Raw genomic sequence first — 889 nt, 5'->3', positions numbered from 1 at the left:
CTAGGGCCTGTTGATCTTTGCTGCATATATTTCACTCAGCAGTACATGGGTAGCCACATCATCGAAAATGCCAGTGATACCATGCTGGCATAATTCCTTGCTAACTTTTCATACCTCGTTGATATTGAACGATAATGCTTTATTCGAGCAAAGGCGTTTTCAACTAGGTGGCGATATTTATAGAGGCACCAATCAACGCTGTCTTTGTCTATATCTTGGCCATAGTTCCGTTTAGGTATGACGGAGATACCTCCTTTGGCTTCAATATATTCTCTTAATGCGTCACTATCGTAGCCTTTGTCACCTACGAAAATGTTTACTTCCCTTAAATGGTCAACCAGACTTTGAGCCCGAGCTATATCATTTCTCTGGCCTTCTGATAGTTCAAAATAAATTGGAAGCCCACCACTATCCACGGCTAAATGGATTTTTGTGGAGTTACCACCTCGGCTTTTTCCAATGCACTCATTATCCTTAGTACCTGCTCCGGCACTATGCTGATGAGCTTTGACAATCGAACCATCAGCAAAGACCCAGTCGTAATCAGATAGTTTGGCTAACTCATTGAATAACATGTTCAATAAACCTTTCTTCGACCATAAATTGAATCGGCGATAAACGGCGCTCCAACCGCCGAATTCTGTTGGTAAATCACGCCAAGGAATTCCTGTTCTCAGCCGGAAGAGTATCCCTTCAAACGTCATTCTATGTTCTGGTTTATTGTAAATGCGGCCTGTACTCTTCATTACTTGAAGTAGCTTTTGCCACCGCTTATCAGTTAGCATTAGTCTCGGCATGGTAGTGAGTTGTTCTTTTACTTTTGGCGAAGCAAATTATAACTCTTTACCATGCTGCTCAAAAACCAATCACGAAAGATCAACACGCCTTA

Annotated in this window: 1 protein-coding gene; it reads right to left on the bottom strand. The window is 42.0% G+C overall.

The genetic code is table 11. The annotated features are described in order from the left end of the window. Positions 1-35: 35 nt before the first annotated feature. Positions 36-797 carry an IS5 family transposase gene (locus C6Y40_RS13180; RefSeq protein ID WP_105934979.1) on the bottom strand — a complete coding sequence of 254 codons (762 nt, stop codon included), beginning with the start codon at positions 795-797 and terminating at the stop codon, positions 36-38. Positions 798-889: the final 92 nt, after the last annotated feature.

The organism is Marisediminitalea alba (assembly GCF_002993365.1).
GTDB lineage: Bacteria > Pseudomonadota > Gammaproteobacteria > Enterobacterales > Alteromonadaceae > Alteromonas > Alteromonas alba.
The sequence above is the reverse complement of the archived record's forward strand: the minus strand, read 5'-3'. Positions and strand labels throughout refer to the sequence as shown.